The sequence below is a fragment of the Bacillus sp. FSL E2-8900 genome (genome assembly GCF_037966225.1).
GTDB lineage: Bacteria > Bacillota > Bacilli > Bacillales > Bacillaceae_G > Bacillus_A > Bacillus_A cereus.
Genome location: NZ_CP150193.1, coordinates 4,400,404 through 4,420,395 on the forward strand (window position 1 = coordinate 4,400,404; position 19,992 = coordinate 4,420,395).

A 19,992-nucleotide genomic window follows, 5' to 3' on the forward strand; every position below is an offset into this window, starting at 1 on the left:
ATATGATGAGAGTCGCCATTTTTACCGATACTTTTACGCCACAAGTTAACGGGGTTGCGAAAACGTTAGAGCGATTAACACGATATTTTCAGAAAGAACAGATCGCCTATTCTGTTTTCGCCCCTCAGCATACAGCTGAAGATAATTTTGTAGCGAATGTGAATAAGATGAGAAGTATCCCGTTAACAATATTATATCCAGAATGTCGTTTTTCTTTTCCTACTCCGCGCATTAAACGGGAACTACTTTCCTTTAAACCTGACATTATTCACATTGCCACACCTTTCAACATGGGACTTTGTGGATTGTATTATGCAAAAAAGTTAAACATCCCAGTTGTCGGTTCTTATCATACTGATTTCGATGCCTATTTACGTTATTACAAAATCGAATTCCTCTCCAATATGCTGTGGAACTATTTAAAATGGTTTCATAGTCATATGCAAAAAAATTTTGTACCCTCTCCTGAAACATTACATCAATTAAAACATAAAGGCTTTCAGGCCCTCTCTATTTGGGGACGTGGTGTAGATTGCAATCTCTTTCATCCATCTTACAATACAGACCTATTCCGAAAAAAATATAATATTACAGCGAAGTACGTCCTTTCCTATGTTGGACGGATTGCTCCTGAGAAAGATATTGATACGTTGCAAAATCTTATCGTTAAATCAGCACATACTCGAAGCGACATTCATTGGCTTATAGCAGGAGACGGTCCTCTAGCAACAAGTTTACGTGAAGCTGTTCCGAAAACAAATATCACTTTTACTGGCTATTTACAAAGTGCAGATTTAGCTGAAGCATATGCTTGTTCTAACATAATGGTATTTCCATCAGCTACTGAAACATTCGGAAATGTCGTACTTGAATCACTCGCATGCGGTACACCTGTTATTGGTGCAAATAGTGGCGGGGTTAAAAATATTATTACAGATGGAAAAACGGGAGTTCTTTGTCCGCCTAAAAATGAAGATGCATTTCTATCATCCATTTATTTTTTATTACAAAATGAAGAAAAACTTGAGCAGATGGGAATAGCAGCTTCATCTTTTGCGAAATCAAAGAGCTGGGATGAGATCTTTCGTGGCTTGCTTAACCAATATGAAGAAGTCCTTCAGCATAACGCATCAGAGTTGCTTGCTTAAATAGAAAAACTCCCTTCAAAAAAACGAAGGGAGTTTATTACATGGTCATAAATTTTAGTTTAATAAATGATACATAAGGTTAAGCATTGTTTTATTTCTATATTAATTATATCAAAAATAAACATAACTAAACAGACTTGTAATAAAAACCCATAAAAATTAATATATGGTTATACAGTATTTTAACTGTATAATGATTTTAAGAATTCCCCTTAAAATCAACTTACTCACATACCTTTATACAGCAATTGTTCCCCAATTCTGTATATCAAAAAAACCTTTCATTCATTTGAAAGGTCTTTTTGAGCCTGCCCATATTCTTCTTTCGTATTTACATTTATAAACCAATCCGCATTCGCTTGTACATCTTCTCCAGAAACATACTTCACATTACATTGTGATAAAAGCTGCCCCATACTTCTTTTTTCTTCCTGAAGTAAAGCATAAATCTTTTCTTTCACGCGGTTATGATACGCCGCAAGTAGCGGTTGTTTTCTTCCATTAATAATAGGTACAACCGCATCATATTCATTGTTCGTTTGCTCCAGTAAAATGGTAAACCATTCATGCGAAACATTTGGCGCATCGCAAGGCATAATAGCATACCAATCTGCTTCTATGTATTCCATACCTGATACAATGCCGGCAAGCGGTCCATTTCCTTTATAGTGCGGAATGTCTTCTATAACAGGTACTTGTACGAATTGCTCTACTCGCTCTTTTATATCAGTATGGCTAATTACTACAATGTCTTGCAAAGTATTTCCCATCACTTTCACAATATGCTCAACAAAAGTAGTTCCCTTCCAAATTGCTAACGCTTTCGGCTCACCGAATCTACTCGACATACCACCTGCTAATACAATTCCAGCATACTTACTCATTGGCGATGCAGCTCAAATGTAATATGACCTAATTCCGGTAAAATTAATTTATTCATCGCAAGGCGAACCGCTCCGCTAGACCCTGGCATCGAGAAGACTACTTTGCGCCCAATTGTACCACCAATCGCTCTACTTAACATTGCGCTGCTTCCGATATCTTCTAAATAACTAATCATACGGAACAGCTCACCAAATCCAACAATTTCTTTATCTAATAACGCTGATACTGCTTCAATTGTGACATCGCGTTTCGTAATACCAGTACCGCCATTTGTTAATATAACATCTACATCTTCCTTATGATAACCAGCTAACACTGCTTGCTGGATACTTTCTTTATCATCTTTTACAATTTCATAAGAAGTTACTTTATGTCCCGCTTCTTTTAACAATTCATGTAATAGTTGTCCGCTCTTATCTGTTTCTTCCGTACGTGTATCGGAAATCGTCACGATCTTGCAACGCACTTCTTTTGGAGCTTGTTTTTTATGTTCAGTTACACTCATTTTTTATCTTTCCTTTCTTAAAGACTTTTCTTCATTTTATCATACATACCTTTACACAATTATGTATGAAGCCAATCATGCGCCATGATACAATATAAGTATACTAACCCACAAAAAGGAAAGTGCACTTTCTTATACTCCTAGACTACACATCTTTAGCTACTCTTTATATTTTCTACATAATAGAATTCAATTTTAAAACTTGTACTAAAAAATAAATTGGAGGTCTACATAGTATGGAACTTTATAAAAAATTAACAACAACATTTATCCTCTTATTCATCGCTTCAATCACTGTCGGCTTTTCCTTAAAAGGCGCAATTCCATACGCTACATTAGTAAGCATTATATTCGCGACACTATTTTTACTAAGCAGTGCATTTTGCGCAGGTAAAGCACGTCAAATGAAAGGTTGATTACATATGTTCCAGAAGAAACCAATCCTTTGTAAATCATGTGAAAAGGAAATACAAAAGGAGGACTTACATTGTTTAAATCAAACCGTATCCAGTTACGAAAGTTTTCCGAAGATGATATTCTAACATATTATAAATGGCATAATGATATAGACGTTATGAGTTCAACTACTCTCACTCTTGATAAATATTCCCTTCAAGACACAGAAAAACTTTGCCAGCAATTTATTCATTCTGCGGACTCTAAGAGCTATATCATTGAAGAAAAATCTACGCATCTTTCAATTGGTATTACTTCTTTAATTCATATTGATTCGTATAACCGAAACGCTGAATGTATTATTGATATTGGTAACAAGGATTACTGGGGGCAAGGTTATGGGAAGGAAGCTTTCACCTTATTATTGGATTATGCATTTTTAGAATTAAATTTACATCGCCTTTCTTTACGAGTATTTTCTTTTAACGATAGAGCAATTAAATTATATAAATCACTCGGTTTTCAACATGAAGGAACTTGTAAAGAAGCTATATTCCGCAATGGCAATTGGCATGACATTGAACTCTTCGCTTTATTCCAACGTAATTATAAATAAAAAAAGCTTTGCGCTCACCGCGCAAAGCTTTTTTTCATATATTATAGACCAGCTTGCTCTTTTAAAGCTGCTGCTTTGTCTGTACGTTCCCATGATAGATCTACATCAGTACGTCCGAAGTGGCCGTAAGCTGCTGTTTGTTTGTAAATTGGGCGACGTAAATCTAGCATTTTAATAATACCAGCTGGGCGAAGATCGAAGTTGTTACGAACTAGTTCTACTAATACGTCTTCAGATACTTTACCAGTGCCGAATGTATCAACTGAAATTGATACTGGTTGTGCTACACCGATTGCGTATGCAAGTTGTACTTCTGCTTTTTCAGCAAGACCAGCTGCTACGATGTTTTTCGCAACATAACGAGCTGCATATGCTGCAGAACGGTCAACTTTCGTTGCATCTTTACCAGAGAATGCACCGCCACCGTGGCGAGCGTATCCACCGTAAGTATCAACGATGATTTTACGTCCTGTTAAACCAGCATCACCTTGTGGTCCACCAATTACGAAGCGGCCAGTTGGGTTAATGAAGAATTTCGTTTCTCCATCCATTAATTCTGCTGGTACTACAGCTTTAATTACGTGCTCTTTTAAGTCGCGATCGATTTCTTCCCATGTAACATCTGGGTGATGTTGTGTAGAAATTACGATAGTATCAACACGTACTGGTTTACCATTTTCATCATACTCAACTGTAACTTGCGTTTTTCCATCCGGACGTAGGTATGATAATGTATCATCTTTACGTACTTCAGTTAAACGGCGAGCTAATTTGTGAGCAAGCGAGATTGGAAGTGGCATTAACTCTTGTGTTTCATTACATGCGAAACCAAACATTAAACCTTGGTCTCCTGCACCAATTGCCTCAATCTCAGCGTCAGTCATTTGACCTTCGCGTGCTTCTAGCGCTTGGTCAACACCCATAGCGATGTCAGCAGATTGCTCATCGATAGATGTTAAAACTGCACAAGTTTCTGCATCGAATCCGTATTTTGCGCGTGTGTAACCAATGCCTTGAATTGTTTCACGAACGATTTTTGGAATATCTACGTAAGTAGAAGTCGTAATTTCCCCCGCTACCAATACTAAACCAGTTGTTACAGTTGTTTCACAAGCTACACGTGCATTTGCGTCTTTTGATAAGATCGCATCTAAAATTGAATCAGAAATTTGGTCACAAATTTTATCTGGATGTCCTTCAGTTACAGACTCAGATGTGAACAGATGACGTTTTTTTGTCATGTGGTAAACCTCCCTACAGTAATTGTATATATTGTACGGAACTCATCCTTAATTTGCCACAAACTGCGACATACATTTATTCTCCCACACAAGCATACAGAAAAACCTTTCCTACTTTACATAGAGGAAAGGTTTAATTTGCTACTTGCATACTGCTTTTTGCCCTTCGCTCTTATCGTTCGAGACCTGTAGCCTCGCACAGGTTTTAGCACCTATTCACCTGCATTTATCAATACAAGTGAGGTTGCTGGGCTTCATCGGGCCTGTCCCTCCGCCAGCTCGGGATAAGAGAGTATCCGTCCCAACCTATACTAAAGAAATGATATTCATTTGTCAATTAATATTCACATTTTCCTGAAAGTTTTTCTCAATACGCCTGAAATGAAATATTAATAGGGAAATAATGCATTCACACAAACAAAAAGAAATAAATAGTATACATTATTTATATAATTGTGTTATACTCTTGTTGGGGATTACGAGAAATATTTCATTAAATGAAAAGGATGGTATATAAATATGAGTACTGTGAATGTCCAAATTGGTTTACACGAATTATTGAACGGAAGCAATGCACAGATTCAACTAAGTGTTCCGCAATTAGTGGAAAAAGTATTAATGCGAAATGAAGGGAAATTAACTTCTACTGGTGCCGTTTCTGCTTCAACTGGAAAATATACAGGACGTTCTCCTAAAGATAAATTTATTGTGAAAGAAGCATCGGTTGCTGACAAAATTGCTTGGGGAGCTGTGAACCAACCGATTTCTGAAGAACATTTTAATAAATTATATACTAAAGTTTTAGAATACTTAAAAGAAAAAGAAGAGTTATTCGTCTTCAAAGGATTTGCAGGCGCTGACCGCAATTACCGCCTACCAATTCAAGTTATTAATGAATATGCATGGCACAATTTATTTGTACATCAATTATTCATTCGTCCAACTGAAGAAGAATTAACAACTCATGAGTCAGGGTTCACAATTGTTTCTGCACCGAACTTCAAAGCTGATCCAGCTGTTGACGGTACAAACTCTGAAGCATTCATTATGGTTTCATTCGAAAAACGTATTGTACTAATTGGTGGTACAGAATACGCTGGAGAAATGAAAAAATCAATCTTCTCTATTATGAACTTCTTACTACCTGAACAAGATATTCTTTCTATGCATTGCTCTGCAAACGTAGGTGAAGAAGGCGACGTAGCACTATTCTTCGGTTTATCTGGAACAGGTAAAACAACATTATCTGCTGATCCAAACCGTAAATTAATCGGTGATGATGAGCACGGTTGGTCTGATAACGGTGTATTCAATATTGAAGGCGGTTGCTACGCGAAATGTGTAAACCTTTCTCACGAGAAAGAACCACAAATTTTCGATGCAATCACATTTGGATCTGTTTTAGAAAACGTTATCATTAATGACCAAACGCGTATCGCGGACTACAACGATACTACTTTAACAGAAAATACTCGTGCTGCATACCCTATGCATGCGATCGACAATATCGTACTGCCAAGTGTTGCTGGACACCCAAATACAATTATTTTCTTAACTGCTGATGCATCTGGCGTATTGCCTCCAATCAGTAAGTTATCAAAAGAGCAAGCTATGTATCATTTCTTAAGTGGTTACACTAGTAAACTAGCAGGAACAGAGCGCGGCGTTACTTCTCCGCAAGCTACATTCTCAACTTGCTTCGGTTCACCATTCTTACCACTTGATGCATCTCGCTACGCTGAAATGCTTGGTGAAAAAATCGAGAAACATGATGCGAAAGTATTCTTAGTAAACACTGGCTGGACTGGTGGCGAATACGGCGTTGGTAAACGTATGAACTTAGGTTACACTCGTGCAATGATTCAAGCTGCATTAAACGGTGAACTTGCGAAAACTGAAACAGCTAAACATGATATCTTCGGTCTTGAAGTTCCACTTCACGTACCAGGTGTACCTGACGAAGTGTTAATGCCTGAACAAACTTGGGCTGATAAAGCTGCTTACAAAGCAAAAGCAATCGAACTTGCAAATGAATTCAAAGCTAACTTCAAAAAATTCGACAGCGTATCTGAAGACATTATTAACTTAGGCGGTCCAATCGCTTAAATTAAAACTTCTGTTGAAATAACCCTTTACTCATATGAATAAGTGTCGTGTAACCGTAAAGTTTCGCGTACTCACCGACAAAACCCAATGCGGCTTAACGGTTACACACACTTACATAAAAAAGAAGCTTACGTGAAAACGTAAGCTTCTTTCTATATCTTATATAAAGTGAAACGCTAATCTCTTCATCTGTGACCTAGATTATAAAATTACAGCTTCGAATATATACATTATATCCCTACTCACTACATCTCTCGGGTTTCACATCGTATGGGGCTAAAAAAGGCCCTGACCGCTTCTATTCGTGACTGGATCATCTATTCCATCTAAAAAGAAGTCTTTTATCTTTTTAGCTCTTTGTTAGTTCTTTCTCATCTTTCATGCTATAGTAACCTAAATTCACAACGATTAAGAAATACCCACCCATAATCCCTACTGCAAATGCCCACATAACCATGTGGTGCTCAATTTCGTACATAATAATAGCACCCAAAATGGCAGCTGCAAAACGGTTAAACATACCGAGTGTCGGTGCTTTCGTCTTCTTTACAATACTATCTCCAAGCTTCTCAATTCTTCTGCCTAAAAGCCAAACGCAATACATACTTACAATAAGCCCAATTCCAGCGCCTAAAAAGTGTGCTGAAAACGGTGTTAACATCCAACCTAGTAACAAAATACCTAGTATATAATACGATTGGATTTTAAATGATCTTAGTGACATACTAATCATGCTGTACCTCTCTTCATTCGTTCTTATCTATCCAACAAAAAATTTCTTTCAAATTCATATTCCTTACATTCATTTCATTCAAATTAAAAACAACATAAACAGTATGTTTATGTTGTTTAAATGTTTTTAGAAAATAATATTATACAAGATTTCAAACATCATATTCTCATATTTTGTGACGGTTTTTCAAACTTTTTTCGTCCATTTATGAAAAAAATGATATCAATCTATGAACATACGGATATGATGTAATAAGCACACAAATAAAGGGGGCGTCTAATGATTTATTTTTTAATGGCTCTCATTCACCTCATTATCCCTGCACTTATTGGACTTTCATTGTATTGGTACACGAAAAATCATAGCATTTTTTACGCTGTCCTCGGTGTTCTTCTTCCAGGTATTATTCTTATTACACTCTTCCGTATTCCATTTTTAAACTTAATTCCACTTATTACTGCTATCTTGTTTCTCATCTTCTTACCAAAAATAAAAAAATAGGAAAGCAGATCATAGGTGATCTGTTTTCCTATTTTGATATAGGTTCCCCTGCAATAGAATGAACTTTTACTTTCTCCGATTTCACAAACCATAGACCGACAAAAATGATAATTCCACCGATGATCTGTTGAAACGATACATATTCATTTGCCCAGACAGCTGCAAATAAAACAGCTACAAGCGGCGTTATATACATATATACCATCGTATGTGACGCCCCAATTTTTTGAACACCAACATACCACATTACTAAACCGAATACTGTTACAAAGAAAATAGAATATAGTAAAGCAAATAGTGTCATTCCGTGAGTAATGTGAAATGGCATGACAAATACATGTGGACCACTTAACAATAATAGCGGAATCGCACCCACTAATGCAGACCATGCAGTAACACGTAATGCTGAATATTTTTTAATTAATGGTCCTGCTAAAACAGGATAAAGCCCCCAGCATATTGATGTAATAAGTCCAATTCCATTGCCATAAAAAGAACTAGTAAGTGAATGTCCTGCTACTAAAACTAAGGCTGCACCAACAAAGGCAGTCATAGAACCGATTAACTTTCGAGAAGAAAACTTTTCTTGTTTCAAGAAAATCGCAAATGCAGTTGTAAAAATAGGTGAAATAGAAATGAGTAAAGAGGCATTTGTAGCGGATGTATATTTGACAGTTTCCATAAATAACGTTTGATACAGTACAATACCTACAACGCTAACGATAATTAATCTAGGTATATCCGTTCGCTCCATATAAACCGACTTTTCAATACAAAAGGTAAGGAGTAACAGAAGCGGTGCCGCCGCCATCATACGAAGTGCAGTAAACTCAATTGCTGTAAATTCTAAAAGTCCATACTTCGCAATTGTATAGTTAATCCCCCAAATAATAACAACACTTAAAATTAATAACTCAATTCCCCATCTTCTCATGCGTATCCCCTCCGCAAAGAAGATTATACAGAAAATTCAATCACATGTACATTTCATTATGTGAAAAAATCTTTTTATTATATAAAACGTTTTGGTAAATGAAATTATATCGGCGATTTCCCAAATATATCAGCGCAACTCCATTTATATCAGCGATTTTTTCAATATATCGACTTATCGACAATAATAGCGACTTATAAAATAAAAAAAGTGAGTCCAAAATACATTTTGGACTCACCTTTACTATACTCGAACGTGTAATTTCATATTTGGATTATAAAACTGGCTTGGGCTCTTCAACTGAAAAGTTCCTCCACCTTCATGCCAATCAACCGTTAACTTATCGTCCATAAATACAAGCTTTGTACGATCAGCGATAAAGTTCATTGTGCTTGATTCAATATCCACATCGCGCTCATCTTTCTCTGCTACAGCTACTAAATCGATGATTCCGCTCATAACACAACCGCAACCTTCATTATCATAAAATAACTTTATATATTTCGCTTCACTTGGAATCGTATCCATAATCTTTTTATATGCTGCTTCTGTTACAGTAACGTACATATGTTAATCTTCATCCTCTCTTCTCTTATCATTCATATATTGTATCACCATTTTTCTTAAAAGTTATATACAGAAAATTAAGACTAATATACAATGTATGTGATAAAGTTTCAGCAATCGAGCTTTTATGAGTAGTTCATGCAGGAGAAAGGATGTTTACTATCTGTGTTCAAACTACAACGATATCCCATGTTATTAGGTGTATTTAGTAGTTTCTTCATTTCTAGCGGAATGCTATTACAGCATGTACTTCCCTATTCTCCTTCTATTAGCTGGATTCTAGGTTTTATTTGTTTCCTATCCGCTTCTTATTTTGCTACGAAGAATACAAACAACTCATAAAGCAAGAATCATCTTAAGGAGGATTATCAAACATGCCAGCCTTAAAAAAATAGAGCAATCACTCGATCACTTATTCCAAATTGAAAAATACGGAAAAGATAGTGCCTTTAGTCGATTTATCCCAGCCGTATATGATCCTATCAAATTTCCTTGGCAACAATTTTTCGAAGCAAATTTTGTAGATTTATTTAACGGCCTTATGATGCACGGATCTGAAAATGTAAACAAAGTATTTTTAGCTGTATTCCCTACAGATGACGTTCTTGAAACATTCATTTCACAATCCACACCCGGTGATTTACTCTTTATGCACCATCCCCTTGTAATGGAGTGCGGTGATCCGCTTGGAAGATCAGGCCGCGGTTTCTTACCAATTCCTGAAAAATATTTGCAAGGAATAAAAGAAAAACAACTTTCTATATATACATGTCACGTACCAATGGATTTTCATCAAACACATGGAACGAGTATTTCAATTGCAAAAGCATTAAACGCTACTGTAGTGGACGACTTTGCATATGGAGGTCCAGAACAAGAACCAGTTGGCCTTATTTGTGAAATAGATGAAACATCAACAGAAGCACTCCAAAAACATCTAAAACAACTCTTCCAAATTCCTTACACAGACTTCGAAGGTAAACGACATGATTCCATCAAAAAAATCTCAATTATCGCTGGATGTGGCGATGTTGTATCTTTAATGAAGGAAGCAGAAGAAAAAGGTGCTGAAGCATATATTACAGGAGAAATCCATTGCCATATCGACAATGATTACGGCAGACATAAATACTCGCTCATTATGGATTATGTAAAAGAAACGAATATGTCTCTAATTGGTGTGTCACACTCTGCCTCTGAATATTTAGTGAAAGAGACATTGATGTATGATTGGTTTAAAGAGAATTTTGATGTGGATGTTATTTTGCTTCCGCAGGAGAAATGGTGGCTCTAACACTATCATTTTTTAAATTTATATACACAATAAATCGACCACAGAAAAATAGATAAATGAGAAAGCACATGTACCTACGTAAATGCTTTCGTTGTGCCGAAAAACGAACCTACTGATAGCACCGACTTTACTGGTGCTACCAGTATTACAGCTGGAAACCTATTTTTTGGGGAGGATACAACCGCTCTTTATATTCATGCTGCAAGTGCTGTATATTCTATTTTTCTAATTACTGATATATAGCAATTCATTTCATAAAAAAAGACCCGAAATTCGGGTCAACAAATAGAAATATAAATGAACTACAACAAATAACAGACAAAGCCATTATATATTTTTCATAGTAAAACATCCATTATTTTCTTTTTACACTATCAATATATTATTTTTCGTTATCGTCCTCTTTTTTAGAACGTCTACCTAAGAAGAACACAAAAACATCACTTCCAAATAAGTGATGTTTTTTGTAGTTAATGCAGTGGTAACATAACTTCAACCGTCGTTCCAACCCCAACTTCACTTTCAAAACTCATTTTACCGTTGTGGTCTTTAATAATTTTTTCTGTAACTACTAAACCTAGACCAGTTCCTGTTTCTTTCGTTGTATAAAAGGCTTCATTTAACTTTGGAATTTTATCTTTCGGAATGCCGCATCCCTCATCTTTCACTTGAACGATGATTCCATCTTTTACAGTAACTTTAATCGTAATTGTTCCGCCAACTGACATTGCTTCAATTGCATTTTTGATTAAATTAAAAAAGACCTGTTTTAATCGTTTTTCATCACATATAATTGATGGTAAGTCTTTACTGTAAATACCTTGTATGTAGACTCCTTGTTTTAAAGCTGGCTTTTCCATAACTCGAATAACATAAGAAATAATTTCTTGTATGTTATGAGTTTCTGATTCTAGTGATTTAGATTTCTCAAATCCACTAAGTTCTGTAGCAATTATATGAATCCGATCTACTTCTTGTTTCATAATATCACTATAAATTTTATCCTCTGGATGCTTGTCTGCTTGTTTATTCACAAGTTTTTTTAAGTTTGCTAAAGGTCTTCTAATCTTATAACCAATAACCGTTGCCATCTTTCCAACAGCTGCTAGTTTTTCTGTCTGTTTTATTTCTTTGTCCATCATCTCAAGCGTACGAACATAAGACTGAACCCTTAAAAATATAATCCAACATATGATAGTAAATACGCTATATAATGCCATTGGGATTAAAACGAGAGAAGATTGAATAATGATTCCTGTAAGAGCATACTTTCCGATAAGTATCGCTGGAACTAACCAGAAATATCTTTTATTCACAAAGATTGGTGCAAACAAAATAAAAAATCCTTCTACTATATTTCCACCGTCAAATTCTGCATCGCTACCATAATAAATCATAATGTTATGGATACAATCTAATACATTATAGCCAATTAGAATAATATACTTTACCGCAAAAGCATTCTTCCATTTCATAAAGTATATTCCAATGCAAAACAATACCACCATCAAAAAGTAAAGCCATAAACCTAAACCATCTTCAAACTCTCCTACACCTTCTTGCTCTCCACCGATTAACGGTACGATAAATTCATAGGCAAGATCATATACGAAAAATATAATAAAAAATAAACTTAAAAATGCTTTCAGCGCCTTTATTTCTTCATTTTTAAATATATAGCCTTTATTCATATGGTAACTCCTAGCTTTTCTTCCACTTGGATTTCAGTATTTCCACACTTCCTTGGGAGAATGATGTCTATTCTCGTTCCAGTATCTTTTTCACTTGAAATATGCAACTCACCAAGGTGCTCGGCGACAATTCGATTCGCTACCGTCAGTCCCAGACCAATTTTATCTTGTTTCGTTGTATAAAAGGCCTCTGTAACACGGGGTAAGTTTTCTTGCTTAATACCATGACCATTATCGATCACACTGATCATTACATATTCTTTCCCTTTATTTTCTAATTGTAAATGTAATATGCCACCTTGTCCCATTGCCTCTAAAGCATTTTTTATCGTATATAAAAAGACTCCTCTTATTTTTCGTTCATCACATTCAACTTCTATTGTTTTTTCTTCCACATTAGAAATAAACTGAATGTTTAATTCATCTATTTTTTCACGAAGACTTGTTATTACTTGTAATACAATTTTTCCTACATCATGTTTCTTATAAATAGAAGGTTTGCATGTAGCAACTTCCATTAACTCACTTATCATATTATTCATATTTTCTATTTCAAAAATCATACGTTTATAAATAGGATCCTCTTCATGCTTCTCTCGTTGTAATTGCGTAAATCCTTTTAATGAAGCAAGTGGATTTTTAATTTCATGTCCAACCGTCGCTGCCATTTTTCCGATTACTGCTAATTTCTGTGATTCACTAGCAATCGCAATACTTTCCTTTACAGCTGAAAGATATTGTAAAAATCGGTTTAAAATGATATATGCAGCTATTAACATAAGTGTATACATAATAAGGAACATAAATGCTTTTACTTCCTCTAATACAAATAAATAAATTAAATATTTTCCTACAATAGAGGAAAGTAAAAACACATAGAATTTTTTATTTAAAAATATAGGTACAAAGAAAATGAGAATAATTTCTATTATATTTGTCGCATCAAACGCCGCCTTATTATAAAAAACATACGAAAATATATTAGCGAGTTCTATCCCTATGTATGCAAATATCCATGCATATTTAACAAGGTTTGCCTTCTCTTTTTTCATTAAATATATATTCACGCACAGTATTGCTACTCCGCAAATAACTTGCCATATTATATTATATCCCTTATCCATTATTGATTTATCTTCTAATACGATTGCATAGAAAATTTGATATACAATAACAATGACATATAACACCCATAAAAGGATTTTTGCATTTCTTTCTTCTTCTTTATATGATAGAAAACTTTCTTTCACTTCAACACCCCTTCAAAATAATATCTCGAAGAATACCATTTATTATAATAAATGATTTTCATAGACAAACAAAGATAAATCGAACATTTGAGGAAAATCGTACCAAAAACGCAATATATTTAGACTATATACAGAGCATAAAATCTATGATCATTAATACGTATATTATGGGAGGTGTTTTTTATGGATGGCAAAAAAAATAAAAAGACCGAACAACTCCAATCTTTTACGCGTGAAAACGAAGGAAAGGAAATGACAACAAATACAGGTGTTAAAATTTCAAACAATGAAAACTCTTTAACTGCCAGTGATCGTTTCCGAACGCTTAGGCATAGTGCAGGGAACGCCAAATGGACAGTGGGAAGTAAATGATATTTTCTTAACAAGCTCACCACTCCTTTATGATGGATGATCATTTTCTTAACAAAGTAAGTTCATTTGTCGTAGAATCATATAATCACTTTAAGCCGATTGGCTCCTTCCAAAACGGCTCTTCTATTATTCAATCTTTAAATATCGAAGGAAAGCCTGGTATTTTAATAGAACAAGACCCTACAAGGCTAGCAAATGAATTTATTAAAGCTATGACAAAACAACGCTTTTGGGATAGAGCATATTCATAAAATAGGGGGAAATTTATGTTTGTTACTGTCGAGAAAGATGTGCATATTTTTGTGCAAGACATTAATCCTGGGCCAGGTAGTAAGACTGTTTTCTTCGTTCACGGATGGCCTTTAAATCATCAAATGTACCAATATCAACTCAATGTTTTACCAGAGCATGGCTTTCGCTGTATCGCCATGGATATACGAGGGAATGGACAATCTGATAAGCCATGGACTGGTTACACGTATGATCGATTAGCGGATGATATCGCAATTGTTCTGGAAGCACTTCAAGTAGAGAACGCTACATTAGTCGGTTTCTCAGTTGGTGGTGCTCTTTCTATTCGCTATATGTCTCGCTATAATGGGCGCCGCATTTCTAAGCTCGCATTAATTGACGCTGTCTCCCCCTCTTTCGTTAAAAATCAAGAGTCCCCTTACGGTGTACCGAAAGAACAAGCAGATGCTCTCATTAATCAAATGTATGCTAATTTACCAAAATTTTTAAATGATGTATCTTTATCCTTTTTTAATAGAAACTTAGGGGCTGCAACCCTTGAATGGTTTTCTTATCTCGGTATGCAGTCCGCTTCTTATGCCCTTATAAAAATTTTACAAGCAGCTGCAAATGAAGATGTAACGAAAGATTTAAATAAAATTAACGTCCCAACAAAAATCTTCCACGGCGTTCACGACCAACTAATTCCTTACAAAAGTGCTGAGCTTACGCAGCAACGAATTAAAAATTCTCAGTTACATGCTCTTACAAATAGTGGTCATGGTTCACCAATCGATCAAGCGGATGAATTAAATAAAGAACTGATAAAATTTTTACATGCATAACAACTGCAATACAAGAACGAAAGTTAACACAATCGATTTTTCACAAAACATAAAATTCACATATTTCTCACAAATACACAAATAAAACGATTACATTTTCATATATACTAAATGTACAAGTAATACTCCCTAAACCCAGCTTGTCTGGTTACCCCGTTAAATACTATGAAAAAAGAACTTGTATCGTTATACAAGTTCTTTTTGTTTCTTTTATTTAAAGAGGATATCTTTACTATATTGATTTCCAACGAGTAAATCATATTGAAGCATTTTATATTGCTCTAACATTTCTTTTTGTTTCTTTGTTAAATCATTGATTACTTCTCCATTTTTATCAACTTTTAATTCATCTCTAAGCACTGGTATTTCCTTGTAAAGTTCCGATAAAAATTGATAAAATAAGGATTTATTTAATCCTGCATAATCAAAAATAAGATTAGAAAAATGAATTGGGCTTACTAAACCTAAATTATCATTTGGCATATCAAAGTTTGCATACATTAATAGCGGTGTTTGCGCCATCGCTAAACGTTCATTCGGTGTTTTTTCATTCGTTATATACCCATTTTCTTTATAAAAAGATTTATTTGTTCCTAATGATGGAAGATGATCTCCAAAGAATACTAATAATGTAGGTCTATCAAAATTATCTAGTTGCTCTATTAAATATTGAAGAGCCTCATCTGAACGTCTTAATCCTTCTGTATACGTCTCTAATTCTCCCTTTGATTCTTCATTTTCTAGACCACTAATTTCGATTAGGTTTTCACCAAATCGGCCCTCTGTAAATGGAAAATGATTTTGCATCGTAACTGCATGAATAAATGTAGGTTGTTTTTGTTTCTCTAACTCAGCAATTATCTCTTTACTCATCGCTAAATCACTAATATAATCTCCATCAATATCCACATTTTCCATCGTGTCCTCTGCATTAAACTTATCAAACCCTAACACCTTATATACATCATCACGTTTAAAGAATGTGCGACCAAATGAATGAATTGCACTTGTATAATAACCTTCTTTTTTCAACGCTGTAGGAATTGATGGAATTTCTTTCTTATTTGTAATAACCTGCTGATATGGTATAGAACCTGGCTTTAACAAACTCATTGAATAACTTGTTAATGCCTCAAATTCAACGTTCGCCGTATTCCCCCCAAATGTAGGAGAAATAGTTTGTCCACCAGGAAAGTTTTCTATATAATGATGTAAATTTGGTACAGGATCTTCACTAAAAGAAAGGTTAGTTACTTTCGTCGGATCCCAAAACGATTCACTCATTACAAAAATAATATTCGGTTTCTCTTTTTTATTTTGGCTCCCTATATTTCCACTATATTGTTTTTTTATATCGTTTGCTATTTGAAGCATATTTTCTTTAGAATAATTTTTTGGTTTTTCCATAACTGTTGTATCTAAATTGCTAATAAACCCAAGTACAAAACCATTTGAAGCATAGTTCTCATTTTGATTCCACAAAACAAAATCTACACCTGATTTTTGAAATACTTTATTCATAAATGTATTCGCAAAATTACCATACGCATATAGAACAAAAATAGATCCTACTACTAATAAGGCTCTTATTCCTAGATGAATCTTTACATTTTGAATATACCTTCTCATATATATCCCTGCTACAATACAAGCTACGATACTTACGATAATGACAAAAATATAACTCCAACTAAAATAGTCCATCACCATCGGTATAACAGATTGCATATGCGTAATTTGTGTGAAATCAGAAGGATATAACGGATCACCTCTGAAAATAAGCTTCAAATAATTCACAATACATAAAATGACTAACGTACAGCTCGTTAAAACCATACTTAGAAAAACCTTACCTATTAAATTATATACAAGAATATATATTGCATAAATTACTACAAAACTTAATATAAACTGCATATTATAAAAGTAAATCCAATTCATTGCCTCTATGAAACTCATATTAACTTGCATGACAATATAAAATAACGCTACTGTATGAGCTAGCAAAAATAATATAAAATGCACTCGTAGGGATGCTCTAAGTATAGACATCTCTTTTTTATTGAAATGCGTAATATAAAACGTTATGCCCCATACGAAAATCATCATAACACTTAAAACAAGCTTTTGATTTAAATGATCTTTCATCATGTCTAAATTGAAAACCTTTAAAATCATAAACAGCATAGTTATTACTAATAAAGTCACCATACTACTTATAATGCTAGAAATTAATATATTTCTTTTTGGAAGATGAAAAAGTGTAGAACCATACTTCAATTCATTCCCTCGTTTCTATGTCTTAATTTCCCCCGCATCGAAAGAACTATTTCTATTAAAATAACATATATTACATATTTCGTCTGCATACTTGTTTCTATCATAAATGTATTGTCTTAATATTCCCTTAATCAACAGTTAAATTGTGGCATACAAATTACTCATTCTTGAAAAACTTAATTTCAGCATTCCACTTTATGATATAATAACTATGTTTTGGAAATCCTTAATACTATTAAAGATTTCACATAAAAATACGAAAGAATTAATAAAAAAGGAGTTGCTCATTTTTGCTTACTAAGTTTAAGAGTTTGCCTAAAGCGGTATATGTAATTTTGGCGCTTTCTTTCCTGTTGCACGTTTTTTGTTTAGTAAAACAGCCAGGATTAGATGGAGAGTTAGTCAAAGTAACATATGGTGCAAATGATGCCTTTAACTATTCGTTAACAGCTGAACAACTATTAAAACATGGTGTATTTGGTTATGTGTATTTAGAACCTAGTGAAGTTCCAGGAAAAAATGCATATATTACACCAGGTCAGCCATTACTATTAGCTGGCGCTATGATTATTTCTGATATTACATCAATTCCTTACTATTACGTAGCAACTGTTATTAACATGATCATGAACCTTTGCACAGTGCTATTAGTATTCTTAATAGGAAAAGAATTGTTCGAAAAAAACATTTATGGAATTGTTGCAAGTATTTTATATGCTATTTATCCAAGTAACTATACATACTTCCGTACATTGCTAACAGAAGTTCCATCCATATTCTTATTGGCGTTATGTGTATATGTATTTGTTCTCGCATGGAAATACAATAAAGTGAAATTCCATATATGGTTTGGAATTGTCGTTTCAATTTTACTTATGTTCCGTCCAAATCCAGCTCCAATGATGCTCATTCCTGTTCTTGTTGTGTTATTTACATATGGATTTAAAGACTCCATTCGAATCGGATTGTTATGGTTTATCGGACCTTTCTTTATTATTGGCGCATGGGTTGTTCGTAACTACTTAGCACTCAACCAATTTATTTTATTCTCAACCCAAGGTGCAGATCCACTAATTGCCGGTGCAGATCCATTTAATAAAATTGGATATGAAAATATAGTAAATGAAATGAGAGCTAAAGGCTTAGATGACAAAGGTGCATACGCAAAAGAATTAATCAAGAACGGATTTAAGACGGACTTCACTTATTGGTTCTCTTGGTTCACTGTCGGTAAAACAATTGAATTATTCAAAACAGCTCCTGCTGTAGACCAATACCGTATTCACAACTTTATGCAACTATGTCATAGAGTGTTTATCATCGGTACATTCTTGAGCAGCTTCTGCTTCATGCTAAATTCATTTAAACATAAACGCGTTATGATGCTAGTAGCAAGTTCTATTATTTACATTATCTTCTCAAACTTATTCTTAGCAATTAATCGCTATGGATTTTTCATTAATCCTCTTATGTGCTTAATTCTTGCATACGGATTAATTCACATTGTGCAGAAACTTCCATTCTTCCGCACTAACCAAGCATAATAAGAAAGAGGTCGTCCACCGTTGGACGACCTCTTTCTTATTCCCCACACTTTACACACGGCCAATTTGTCCATTCTGTAATTACACTTTAATTCCGTATGTATGTGTTTCTGTATTTGTCAAAATATCTTTCACAACACCACTCACTGTTTTATGTATAAATGCAAGTTTTTTACAACTATTACTATAACGAAAAGAACCCGCCACAAGACAGGTTCTTTTCGTTATTTTATGATAAAAGAGAAGATGATTAGCATGTGTATTATATAAAAGGAAGCAGCCATATTTTCCATACGATACATACGAGTACTGTAACTACAAAATCAAAAAAATCTAATCTCGGGCCTTTTTTTTTCATATTCATATGTAGCCACATATGAAACCATTTTATTTTTGTATATTTATGGATGTTTTTCTTTACAAATCGGTAAATAAGCATTTGCATAATAAAAAATCCGGCCACAAAAATAAATAATAAGATGAGAAATCCAATCACAAAATTCCTCCTATTTTTGTAGCGTTTTTTCTACTATCCGATTTTTCAAAACCCACTCTTCAAACTGGGCACTTCCAAATTCCCAACTAAGGTCGCGAGCATGTACAGAAAAAACGTAATAACCGGCATATTCATCCATAAACCTACCTAACTCTACATCGTCTTTCTGAATACCGTATACTCCAAAATTAAAATACACATCCCATACGTCTTCATTCTTCCTCTTATAAGCAATCGATTCCATATCACATTCTGTCCCGAAATAATCAAGATGTAAATGTACGCTATCATCGTATTCGTACTCCATTTTATCACCCCTTATATTTGTACTTCTTTACCTCCAAAAAAATTCCTGCT

20 protein-coding genes, 2 pseudogenes and 1 riboswitch are annotated in these 19,992 nt (G+C 34.3%); of the genes and pseudogenes, 10 read left to right on the plus strand and 12 right to left on the minus strand.

From position 1 onward, the window contains the following. The first annotated feature begins 5 nt into the window (after positions 1-5). Positions 6-1,148, plus strand: a complete 1,143-nt coding sequence (locus NST90_RS22540; RefSeq protein ID WP_001261646.1) for a glycosyltransferase family 1 protein — start codon at positions 6-8, stop codon at positions 1,146-1,148. Between the two features lie 281 nt (positions 1,149-1,429). Here NST90_RS22540 and NST90_RS22545 read toward each other — a convergent pair whose 3' ends face one another. Together NST90_RS22545 and NST90_RS22550 are read right to left on the minus strand one after the other, a co-directional pair. Continuing rightward, complete coding sequence (locus tag NST90_RS22545) at positions 1,430-2,032, minus strand: molybdenum cofactor guanylyltransferase (RefSeq protein ID WP_000049595.1); 603 nt, start codon at positions 2,030-2,032, stop codon at positions 1,430-1,432. Further along, positions 2,029-2,538, minus strand: a complete 510-nt coding sequence (locus tag NST90_RS22550) for a molybdenum cofactor biosynthesis protein B (RefSeq protein ID WP_000117123.1) — start codon at positions 2,536-2,538, stop codon at positions 2,029-2,031. Before NST90_RS22550 ends, NST90_RS22545 begins: the two co-directional genes overlap by 4 nt. A gap of 236 nt (positions 2,539-2,774) precedes the next feature. Here NST90_RS22550 and NST90_RS22555 point away from each other — a divergent pair, with 236 nt between their 5' ends. Together NST90_RS22555 and NST90_RS22560 are read left to right on the plus strand one after the other, a co-directional pair. Next, complete coding sequence (locus NST90_RS22555; RefSeq protein WP_000424797.1) at positions 2,775-2,954, plus strand: hypothetical protein; 180 nt, start codon at positions 2,775-2,777, stop codon at positions 2,952-2,954. Between the two features lie 71 nt (positions 2,955-3,025). After that, complete coding sequence (locus NST90_RS22560) at positions 3,026-3,550, plus strand: GNAT family protein (RefSeq protein ID WP_000477130.1); 525 nt, start codon at positions 3,026-3,028, stop codon at positions 3,548-3,550. 41 nt (positions 3,551-3,591) lie between these two features. Here the strand turns inward: NST90_RS22560 and metK are convergent, their stop codons facing one another. Further along, positions 3,592-4,791, minus strand: a complete 1,200-nt coding sequence (gene metK / locus NST90_RS22565; RefSeq protein ID WP_000163123.1) for a methionine adenosyltransferase — start codon at positions 4,789-4,791, stop codon at positions 3,592-3,594. A 169-nt stretch (positions 4,792-4,960) separates the two neighbouring features. Next, positions 4,961-5,082: riboswitch (SAM riboswitch) on the minus strand. Between the two features lie 228 nt (positions 5,083-5,310). On the opposite strand from metK, the gene pckA reads away from it, so the two are divergent. Then, entirely contained in the window at positions 5,311-6,897 is a 1,587-nt protein-coding gene (gene pckA / locus NST90_RS22570; protein WP_000108815.1) for a phosphoenolpyruvate carboxykinase (ATP), read from the plus strand. A gap of 349 nt (positions 6,898-7,246) precedes the next feature. Here pckA and NST90_RS22575 read toward each other — a convergent pair whose 3' ends face one another. Then, entirely contained in the window at positions 7,247-7,630 is a 384-nt protein-coding gene (locus NST90_RS22575) for an ATP synthase subunit I (protein WP_000624926.1), read from the minus strand. Positions 7,631-7,909: 279 nt separating this feature from the next. On the opposite strand from NST90_RS22575, the gene NST90_RS22580 reads away from it, so the two are divergent. Continuing rightward, entirely contained in the window at positions 7,910-8,131 is a 222-nt protein-coding gene (locus tag NST90_RS22580) for a hypothetical protein (protein WP_000639042.1), read from the plus strand. Between the two features lie 28 nt (positions 8,132-8,159). Here NST90_RS22580 and NST90_RS22585 read toward each other — a convergent pair whose 3' ends face one another. Continuing rightward, entirely contained in the window at positions 8,160-9,065 is a 906-nt protein-coding gene (locus tag NST90_RS22585; protein ID WP_001255411.1) for an EamA family transporter, read from the minus strand. 243 nt (positions 9,066-9,308) lie between these two features. Next, positions 9,309-9,632, minus strand: coding sequence for an iron-sulfur cluster biosynthesis family protein (locus NST90_RS22590; protein ID WP_000289570.1), 324 nt, complete (start codon positions 9,630-9,632; stop codon positions 9,309-9,311). 544 nt (positions 9,633-10,176) lie between these two features. On the opposite strand from NST90_RS22590, the gene NST90_RS22595 reads away from it, so the two are divergent. Then, entirely contained in the window at positions 10,177-10,926 is a 750-nt protein-coding gene (locus NST90_RS22595) for a Nif3-like dinuclear metal center hexameric protein (RefSeq protein ID WP_046393040.1), read from the plus strand. A 470-nt stretch (positions 10,927-11,396) separates the two neighbouring features. Here the strand turns inward: NST90_RS22595 and NST90_RS22600 are convergent, their stop codons facing one another. Then, entirely contained in the window at positions 11,397-12,617 is a 1,221-nt protein-coding gene (locus NST90_RS22600) for an ATP-binding protein (RefSeq protein ID WP_001032627.1), read from the minus strand. Next, on the minus strand, positions 12,614-13,867 hold the full coding sequence (locus NST90_RS22605) for an ATP-binding protein (protein WP_000664890.1): 1,254 nt from the start codon (positions 13,865-13,867) through the stop codon (positions 12,614-12,616). The genes NST90_RS22600 and NST90_RS22605 overlap by 4 nt, the downstream gene beginning before the upstream one ends. Before the next feature lie 183 nt (positions 13,868-14,050). Between NST90_RS22605 and NST90_RS22610 the strand changes: the two genes are divergently transcribed. The 3 genes and pseudogenes from NST90_RS22610 to NST90_RS22620 all read left to right on the plus strand — a co-directional run bounded on the left by NST90_RS22610 (position 14,051) and on the right by NST90_RS22620 (position 15,315). Continuing rightward, complete coding sequence (locus tag NST90_RS22610) at positions 14,051-14,239, plus strand: hypothetical protein (RefSeq protein ID WP_025710005.1); 189 nt, start codon at positions 14,051-14,053, stop codon at positions 14,237-14,239. Continuing rightward, a pseudogene (locus NST90_RS22615) lies at positions 14,172-14,490 on the plus strand (catalase); the annotation flags it as partial. The gene NST90_RS22610 and the pseudogene NST90_RS22615, both read left to right, overlap by 68 nt. 15 nt (positions 14,491-14,505) lie before the next feature. After that, a complete protein-coding gene (locus NST90_RS22620) occupies positions 14,506-15,315 on the plus strand; it encodes an alpha/beta hydrolase (protein ID WP_000498260.1) in 810 nt (269 codons plus the stop codon). Between the two features lie 210 nt (positions 15,316-15,525). On the opposite strand, the gene NST90_RS22625 is transcribed toward NST90_RS22620, so the two are convergent. Beyond that, positions 15,526-17,595, minus strand: coding sequence for an LTA synthase family protein (locus tag NST90_RS22625; RefSeq protein WP_000873636.1), 2,070 nt, complete (start codon positions 17,593-17,595; stop codon positions 15,526-15,528). A gap of 290 nt (positions 17,596-17,885) precedes the next feature. On the opposite strand from NST90_RS22625, the gene NST90_RS22630 reads away from it, so the two are divergent. Further along, the gene (locus NST90_RS22630) at positions 17,886-19,139 is read left to right on the plus strand and encodes a glycosyltransferase family 39 protein (RefSeq protein WP_000956221.1); all 1,254 of its coding nucleotides are present in this window, start codon (positions 17,886-17,888) and stop codon (positions 19,137-19,139) included. A gap of 81 nt (positions 19,140-19,220) precedes the next feature. On the opposite strand, the pseudogene NST90_RS22635 reads toward NST90_RS22630, so the two are convergent. From NST90_RS22635 to NST90_RS22645, 3 genes and pseudogenes are all read right to left on the minus strand, one after another. Beyond that, positions 19,221-19,292, minus strand: a pseudogene (locus NST90_RS22635) (DUF2196 domain-containing protein); the annotation flags it as partial. A gap of 109 nt (positions 19,293-19,401) precedes the next feature. Beyond that, positions 19,402-19,635, minus strand: a complete 234-nt coding sequence (locus tag NST90_RS22640) for a hypothetical protein (protein ID WP_044307036.1) — start codon at positions 19,633-19,635, stop codon at positions 19,402-19,404. A 10-nt stretch (positions 19,636-19,645) separates the two neighbouring features. Next, positions 19,646-19,942 carry a DUF3986 family protein gene (locus tag NST90_RS22645; RefSeq protein WP_000455580.1) on the minus strand — a complete coding sequence of 99 codons (297 nt, stop codon included), beginning with the start codon at positions 19,940-19,942 and terminating at the stop codon, positions 19,646-19,648. Positions 19,943-19,992: the final 50 nt, after the last annotated feature.